The following is an 8552-nucleotide window of genomic DNA, read 5'->3' on the forward strand; positions in this document are numbered from 1 at the left end:
TTAATGAGTATTATTTTTAATGAAGAAAGCAAGGAATTTCACTTATTTAATAATAATATAAGTTACATTATAAAAATTTTAAGAAATAATCAATTAGGACAATTATACTTTGGAAAGAAAATTCATCAAAGAGATAGTTATGATTATTTACTTGAAAATGCATATAGACCAATGTCTGCATACGTATATGAAAGGGAATATGGATTTTCATTAGAACATATAAAACAGGAATATCCTTCATATGGAACAACAGATTTTAAATATCCTGCATATGAAATTTTACAAAAGAATGGTAGTAGAATAACTAATTTTGAATATGTGTCTCATAAAATATACAGTGGTAAGCCTAAGCTAAAAGGACTTCCAGCTACTTATATAGAAGATTCTTCAGAAGCTGATACTCTTGAGATTACATTATTTGATTCAGTTATTAATGCAGAATTAGTTTTAATTTATACAATATTTAATAATGAATCAGTAATAGCAAGAAGCTGTAGATTTATCAATAAGGGCAAGGAAAATTTAGAACTTACTAATGCTATGAGTATGTGTTTAGATTTACCTGACTGCAATTACGAATGGATTCAATTATCAGGTGCTTGGGCAAGAGAAAGAGAAGTAAAGCATAGAAAATTAGAACAAGGTATACAAGCTGTAAGTAGTGCAAGAGGAAATTCAAGTCATAATCATAATCCATTTATAGCATTAAAGAGACCAAATGCTGATGAATTCCAAGGGGAAGCTTTAGGTTTTTCATTAGTTTATAGTGGAAACTTCTTAGCACAGGTAGAAGTAGATACTTATGATGTTTCTAGAGTGTTAATGGGAATAAATCCTTTTGGATTTACATGGCACTTAGGTGAAGGTGAAGAATTCCAAACTCCAGAAGCAGTAATGGTTTATTCTGATAAGGGAATGAATGGTGTTAGCCAAACATATCACAAGCTTTATAGAACAAGATTAGCTAGAGGTGAATGGAGAGATAAGGTTAGGCCAATTTTAATTAATAACTGGGAAGCCACTTACTTTGATTTTACAGAAGACATACTTGTTGATATTGCTAAAACTGCAAAGGAAGATGGAATTGAGTTATTTGTTTTAGATGATGGATGGTTTGGAACTAGATGTAGTGATACTAGTGGACTTGGAGATTGGTATGCAAATACTAATAGGTTACCAAATGGAATTTCAGGCCTTTCTAAGAAAATAGAAGGTTTAGGAATGAAGTTTGGATTATGGTTTGAACTTGAAATGGTTAATAAGGATAGTGATTTATATAGAAATCATCCTGAATGGGTAATTAAAACTCCAAATAGAAGTGTATCTCATGGAAGAAATCAATATGTATTAGACTTTTCAAATCCTGAAGTTGTTGATTACATTTATCAAATGGTGGATAAGATTTTAACTGAATCTAATATTTCTTATATTAAGTGGGATATGAATAGATCTATTACTGAATGCTATTCAGCATTTTTACCTGCTCATAGGCAAGGAGAAGTATTCCATAGATATATTTTAGGAGTTTATGATTTATATGAAAGATTAATTAATAAGCATCCTTATATTTTATTTGAATCATGTGCTAGTGGTGGTGGAAGGTTTGATGCTGGAATGATGTATTATGCACCTCAATGCTGGACTAGTGATGATTCTGATGCTGTTGAACGTATTAAGATTCAATATGGAACTTCTTATGCCTATCCAATAAGTAGTATGGGAGCTCATGTATCAATAACTCCAAATCATCAGCTTTTCCGTAATACTCCATTAGAAACAAGAGGTAATGTTGCTTATTTTGGTGCTTTTGGATATGAATTGGATTTAACTAAATTATCTGAAGAAGAGCATGAAATAATAAAGAAGCAAGTTGAATTTGTAAAGGAATATAGAGAACTTATACAAAAGGGAACTTTCTTTAGGCTTCAAAGTCCTTTTGAAAATAATATTTCTGCATGGATGATTGTATCAGAAGATAAGAAGGAAGCAATTGTCGCTTATTTTAAAGTATTAAATGATGTTAACTGTCCACTTAGAAGAATGAAGTTACATGGATTAGATGAAAACTTAGTATATTCTATAAAAGGAACTAATAATGTTCACTACGGAAGTGAATTAATGAACTTAGGATTAATAACTACAGATTCATCATCAGGACAAGTAGTTGAAGAAGGAGAAAGATGTGCTGATTATTGGTCAAAAATTTATGTTTTAAAAGCAGAGATATAAAGCTTTAATTAATAAATTTTTATCCATCCCGTTCATTATTACATTACAGAGTGTAATTAAATTATAATAGAAAAGCATTGATACAAAAGTATCAATGCTTTATTTTTTATAAGATTACAATATTAAATATTTGCTATTACAAATTTTAAATATTCTTTAGGGAGAATCTGCTTAAATTGCAGACTTAATCTTTAAAGCCAGTGATAGAGAAAAATTAATGATATTACCGGAAAAAAGTATCATATAATAAGCTTTAGTTCGCAGTTTATTAATTATGTGAATTGTAGTTTTGATACATACCTTTCTTTTAATTAATTGGCAATATTATGTTTAAATTTAGTTATAATATTAGAAAGTGTAGTCTTAGTTTTATTTTTAAAGTTTAAAGTTGAGTAATTAGAATCAGTAATAGCAATTACAGGAATTGCTTTTCTTTTTTTACCTGATAATCTATCATTTATATTTTTTAAATAAATATTTATAAATTTAAGATCTGGATTCATTTTATATAATTTTTTAAAGAATTTTTTTGCGTTTATTAAATCATTTGTATAGTAAAAACTGATAGCATATTTTGTTAGGAAGTCTTCGTTATCAAGTAGCATAGATCCTGCAGGTGTATTTACACTTTTATTTAGATAATATAAGGCTTCTTCATATTTTTCTATCTTAGTTAGTAGTAAGGCAAGACTACAAATAGAATAATAATCATCATCTTTAAGAGAAATAGCAATTTTAAAGTTTTTAATTGCATCACAATATAAGTTTTTATTTAAGTAGTATTGTCCGAATAGTTTATATAATTCAAAATCACTATCATATAAATTTAAAGCCTTATTTAAGTATTCTTCTACATCATCTGAATTTTTATTAATTAAATCATAAGCTAATGAACGAAGTTCTATATATTCTTCTAAAACACCAGAAGAAATGTTTTTCAAGGAATCGTAACTTAATACTTCATTAAAATATAATTTGTTAAATAAATAATCAATTTTTAATGTAGGATAAATATTAAATAATTCGTCATGTCTAGAGGTCCAATTAAATTTACTATTTAAGAATGTAAAAATATTTTTTGGAATGTTTTTATTGTTAGTTATAAATTCTATAATATTTTGCTCTACTAAGTAAAATAATGTTTCATTTGAAGCTATAGGTAAACAAAATAATTCAGACCAGCTATTTTCATTTATTCTTAATGAAAAGTTATTATAGATTTCCTTTAATTTATTCATAAAAGGTTCAGTATAAGGATTTAAATATTTTTTATAAATAGGAATTGTTAAAGGTAATGATACTGAATCTTTAGAAAGTTTACTTTTAATATTATCTAATTCAACCTTTATAGAAAGATCCCAAGGTCTTAATTTAATCAATAAAGTATATAAGTCTTTAGCTTTTTGTAAATCATATGAATAATGATAGCAGTGAGCTAAATCAATAATACGTTCAATATCAAGTGTATTTTTAAGCTTTTTAATATATTTTTCTAAGTAATATATTGCATTTGAATATTGATTAGTTTCTGCCAATAAGTGTCCAAAGTTCGAAAGGCAAAACATATCATTAGGATCTATATTAATTGCTTCTCTAAAATAATTTAAAGCCATAAGATTATCATTTTTATTAAGATAATAGCTCCCTAATAATTTTAATAAATCTAAATCTTTATTATATATGGAATATGCGTCAAATAAATAACTTTTTTCAGTTTTTTCTTCGTTAGAATTAAAAGATAAATATGCTTTTTCTCTAAGTGAAAGATATTCATCTAATTGTTCTGGATTTATATTAGATAAATAATTATAAGTTAAAGGTAATGGATCATTTATTTGATTTATTAAAAAATCTACTACTTCTGTTGAAAGAGAAGACTTTAATTCTGACTCTCTATTTGACCAATTAAATCTAGAATCTAATAAAGTATATATGCTTACAGAAATATATTTATGTTTATATATATATTTAATAATCTCTAATTCTAAGTCTTGGTTTATAGTAGGGTTATTTAAAATAGGTAATGTTAATAAGCTTATCCAAGAATCTTTAGAAAATCTAAGTGTAGGATTATTATATATATCATTTACTTTATTCATAAACTTATCAATAGAATCTATAGCTTTATCATCTATTGAAGAATTTATTAGTGCTGATAAAATATCAAAACTAGAGTTATGCAATAATGTTATATTCAAGTCTCCTATGGAAGCAGTAGCTAAAGATATAGCTTTATTATATGCTAAATTTAAATCATTAGCATTTAGATTATTTTTATCTATAGAATTACTTAATTCAACATAAGCCTCCTTAATTTTATCAATATTTCTAGTTGGTGTTATTCCTAAAACAGTCCAGCAACTCATAATGTTAAATTACCCTCCTATTCATCAAAATTTTATTTAATAATTGTCTTCTTATAAAAAAATACAAGAAATATAAAAAGTATTGTATATACATATTTTATATTAAATAGAAAATAATGTAAAAACATTTAAACACAAATATTATTACATTATTTTCAAAATAAAAAGTAATAAATGTAAATAATAGAGGAAAATAATAAAAAGATTAAATATAATAGAAACAGGTGGTGTTACTTGATAAAACAGGTAGAAAATAGAGAAAAAATAATATTTATTGTATTTAAAAAGTAGAAATAGATATGTAAAAAACGCAATTAAGGGGTTAGTTGAATTTTTTTTATATGATATTATAAAGTTATAGTATATAAAAAATATTTTCTAGGAGTGATATTTATGAATTTTCCAACACATATAGTCGCTGCAGGAGCACTTGTTGTTAATGATAAGGATGAAGTTTTACTTGTAAAAAACCCACATAGGGGATGGGAGTTTCCAGGAGGACAAATTGAAAATGGTGAGGATTTAATAGAAGGTGTTACTAGGGAGGTTTTAGAAGAGTCAGGAATAGAAATAAAAGTTTTGAAACTAGCAGGTGTATATTCTAATACTAAATCATATATAGGGTGGGATAATAAAACTATAATTCCAACTAAAGTTATATTTGATTTCTTAGCAGTTAAAATAGGTGGAAGCTTAAAAACAAGTGAAGAAAGTATAGAGGTTGGATGGTTTAAAAAAGATATGGTTATAGATATAATAAATGAACCTTGGCTAAAGAAAAGAGCAAGTGATATGCTTAATTTTAATGGAAATATAATTTATAGAGTTTATTCAAGCAGGCCATATGAGATATACAGAGAATGTGAAATATAAAATATAGGGAAATTTGTTGAACAGATCAAAAAGTTAAAAATTTGTTGAGAAAAATATAAAAAATAAACCCAAAAATGTATTAAAATGTAATGAAAGGTAGTATAATATTATTTAAGTTATTAAGTATGCAGGAGATAAATATGAAAAAAAACAATGGAGAATAAGCATTTTAATGGTCTCTATATTAATTATTTTTATTATATTGCATGAAAATATTGCTTATGCAGAAGAGACTGATAACAAAAATCTAAATGTTCTATTTATTAGTTCTTATAATTCAAATTTTATATCCTTTGAAGATCAAGTAGAGGGAATAAAAGCAGGATTACATGATAAGGTTCATTTAAGAATAGAATATATGGATTTTAAGGTTCTGGGATATGAGGAAAATGAGGAGAGATTTTATAATTTATTAAAACTTAGCTTTGAAAATTATGAAGAATATGATGCTATAATAGCTGGAGATGATGAAGCTTTAGAGTTTTGTTTAAAGTATAGAGATGATTTATTTAAGGATATACCAATATCATTTTTAGGGGTTCAAAAAGAAACACTATTAGAAGAGGCGTTTAAATATGAAAAAGTTTCTGGAGTAAGAGAAATGGAGTCTATAGAGTCAAATTTAGAGCTTATTAAAAAGTTTCATCCTAATACAGAAAACATAATTTTTCTAAATGACTATGGAGATAATTTTTATTTAGATATAGTAGATAAAAATTTTAATTTTAATTTTAATAATATAATTACTAGTAATTTAACTATAAATGAATTTAAGGAAACTATAAAAAGTATTGAAAATAATAGTGTTATAATATCACTATATCCTGATGACTTCAAAAATGGTGAATGGATGAAGCCTTTAAATGTAAATGAATTGATCTCTAATATAAGATCAGATTTACCAATATATAATGTATTAGATTATGGAATCGGTACCGGAAGTGTTGGGGGGAAAGTAATTAATCATTTTAGGCAAGGTAAAAAAGCTGGAGAAGTAGTATTAGGATTATTAGAAGGGATAGATGAAAGAAAATTATATTTTGATAATGATAAAGCTAATGAATATATTTTTGATTATAAAATACTAAGAAAATTTAATATAAAAACCAAGGATTTACCTGATAACTCTAAAATAATTAATAGTCCAATAGAAGTAATTAAAGAGTATAAAATTTTATTTATAGCCCTTTGTGTTGTATTTTTAGTATTATTACTTTTAATAGTATATTTAATACAATATATAAACTATAAAAAAAGATATGAAAAGGAAATATTAAATGCTAAAAATAAAGCGGAAGAAGCTAGTAATCTTAAAGCACATTTTATTTCAAATATAAGTCATGAGCTTAAAACACCAATAAATGTTATATTGTGTGCTATTCAACTTATAGAACTTAAGAACTTAAAAAATAATCATGATAATGAAAAGAAAAATATTAGTATAGTAAAAGATAATTGTTATAGATTAATAAGGCTGATAAGTAATATAATTGATATAGAAAAGGCAGAGTTAAATGATTTAAAATTAAATTTAGAGAATAATAATATAGTTACTTTAACAGAAGATATAGTTATGTCTGTAATTCCATATGCTGAAAAGAAAAATTTAAATTTAATTTTTGATACAGATGAAGAAGAAGTAATGATAGATATTGATGCAATTAAAATTGAAAGAGTTATTTTAAACTTATTATCTAATTCAATCAAATTTTCAAAGGAAAATGGATATATTGGAGTAAAAATAAGCTCTCTAGATAAATATGTAAGTATTGTTGTTGAGGATAATGGATTAGGAATAGCCAAAGAAGAATTAACTAATATATTTGAAAGATTTAGGCAAGTTGATAATAGTTTAACTAGAAAAAATGAAGGTAGTGGAATAGGTCTATCAATAGTTAAATCATTAGTTGAGCTTCATGGTGGAGAAATTACAGTACAATCTGAACTTAATAAGGGTACAAGATTTATTGTTAAGTTACCTAAGGAAATGAATATAAATAAAAATAATAAGTGTATTAGAATTGAAGAGGATAAAGAGTGTAAAGAAAATATTAGCGATGAAATAAGAAATATAAATTATAGAACTAAAACAGAATTATCAGATATATATGTTTAAGAAAAACTTCACTAGGAATTCTAGTGAAGTTTTTATAAATTTTACTCAAGTATCAATTAATACATTCCATGTTGATGCATATAGTTATAAATCTTTTCGCCATGTTCTTGTTCTTCTTTTTGTATATGGTTTAGTACTTGTCTTGCATTAGTATCTCTAAACTCAAAAATTGTTGTGTTATATGTAGAAGAAACAAACTTTTCTCCAGATAATGAGTCTTGGCATAACATTTTATCATGATTAAAGCTAGCTTGTGCTTGGCTTGTTGTTATACCAACAGCATTTTGCTGTTGTTGAGATTGAGACGCTTGTTGTTGAGTTTGAGATTGAATATTTGATTGTTGTTGTTGTTGTTGTTGTTGTTGTTGTTGTTGTTGTGATCCTTGAGCTGCATTTACATTTGGAACAGTCCCAGATAACATTTGATTAATTGTATCTAAGTGTTGTTGTTCTTTTTGAGAAAGTTGAGTGAATAATGTTTTTAATTCAGGATCACAAGCCTTCTCGGAATATTCGTTATATTTTTCAATACATAATTCTTCATGACTTTTTTCATCTTGTAATAGCATTCTTTCTTTTGCATTTAAATTTAACATAAAAACACCTCCAACCTTAGTTTTTATAAAATATAGAGATAATATTCAGGTTTTTAATATGTTATGAAGATAAAAATGTATTAATTTTAAATATGATATAATTATTGTAAATTAATTATTATGAGTTTTAGTTATTAATAAATAAGGGATGGTAGTAAATAATATGAATTTAGAGATTAGTAAAATAAAAGCAGTGATATTTGATATGGATGGAGTAATATTTGATACTGAAATGGTATATTTAAGTGTATGGTCAGAAGTATTTGAAAAGTACGGATATAAAATGACAAAAGATTGGTGTTAGTATAAAGTAGTGGACACATTAAGACGAACTAAGTTAAAATAATATTTAGTTAAGAAAGGATGTGTCCA

The 8552-nt window shown here is 25.3% G+C and carries 5 protein-coding genes and 1 pseudogene; 4 read left to right on the top strand and 2 right to left on the bottom strand.

Annotation, left to right across the window (positions count from 1 at the left end):
- Positions 1 to 3 precede the first annotated feature (3 nt).
- Complete coding sequence (locus HCG76_RS09865) at positions 4 to 2229, top strand: alpha-galactosidase (protein ID WP_221700163.1); 2226 nt, start codon at positions 4 to 6, stop codon at positions 2227 to 2229.
- A 311-nt stretch (positions 2230 to 2540) separates the two neighbouring features.
- On the opposite strand, the gene HCG76_RS09870 is transcribed toward HCG76_RS09865, so the two are convergent.
- Complete coding sequence (locus HCG76_RS09870; RefSeq protein ID WP_221700164.1) at positions 2541 to 4595, bottom strand: tetratricopeptide repeat protein; 2055 nt, start codon at positions 4593 to 4595, stop codon at positions 2541 to 2543.
- Between the two features lie 393 nt (positions 4596 to 4988).
- Between HCG76_RS09870 and HCG76_RS09875 the strand changes: the two genes are divergently transcribed.
- Entirely contained in the window at positions 4989 to 5468 is a 480-nt protein-coding gene (locus HCG76_RS09875) for an NUDIX hydrolase (RefSeq protein ID WP_221700165.1), read from the top strand.
- 172 nt (positions 5469 to 5640) lie between these two features.
- Positions 5641 to 7584, top strand: coding sequence for a sensor histidine kinase (locus HCG76_RS09880; protein ID WP_221700166.1), 1944 nt, complete (start codon positions 5641 to 5643; stop codon positions 7582 to 7584).
- A gap of 56 nt (positions 7585 to 7640) precedes the next feature.
- Here the strand turns inward: HCG76_RS09880 and HCG76_RS09885 are convergent, their stop codons facing one another.
- Positions 7641 to 8180 (bottom strand): spore coat protein, encoded by a 540-nt coding sequence (locus HCG76_RS09885; protein ID WP_221700167.1) that lies wholly within the window; start codon positions 8178 to 8180, stop codon positions 7641 to 7643.
- 175 nt (positions 8181 to 8355) lie between these two features.
- Here HCG76_RS09885 and HCG76_RS09890 point away from each other — a divergent pair.
- Positions 8356 to 8475, top strand: a pseudogene (locus HCG76_RS09890) (HAD hydrolase-like protein); the annotation flags it as partial.
- Between the last annotated feature and the right edge of the window lie 77 nt (positions 8476 to 8552).

Source organism: Clostridium sp. K13 (assembly GCF_019734195.1).
GTDB lineage: Bacteria > Bacillota > Clostridia > Clostridiales > Clostridiaceae > Clostridium.

Bases quoted from the DNA above. Each gene is read 5' to 3' on its own strand.
- HCG76_RS09865 (WP_221700163.1), top strand. From the start codon at position 4: ATGAGTATTATTTTTAATGAAGAAAGCAAGGAATTTCACTTATTTAAT.
- HCG76_RS09870 (WP_221700164.1), bottom strand. From the start codon at position 4,595: ATGAGTTGCTGGACTGTTTTAGGAATAACACCAACTAGAAATATTGAT.
- HCG76_RS09875 (WP_221700165.1), top strand. From the start codon at position 4,989: ATGAATTTTCCAACACATATAGTCGCTGCAGGAGCACTTGTTGTTAAT.
- HCG76_RS09880 (WP_221700166.1), top strand. From the start codon at position 5,641: ATGGTCTCTATATTAATTATTTTTATTATATTGCATGAAAATATTGCT.
- HCG76_RS09885 (WP_221700167.1), bottom strand. From the start codon at position 8,180: ATGTTAAATTTAAATGCAAAAGAAAGAATGCTATTACAAGATGAAAAA.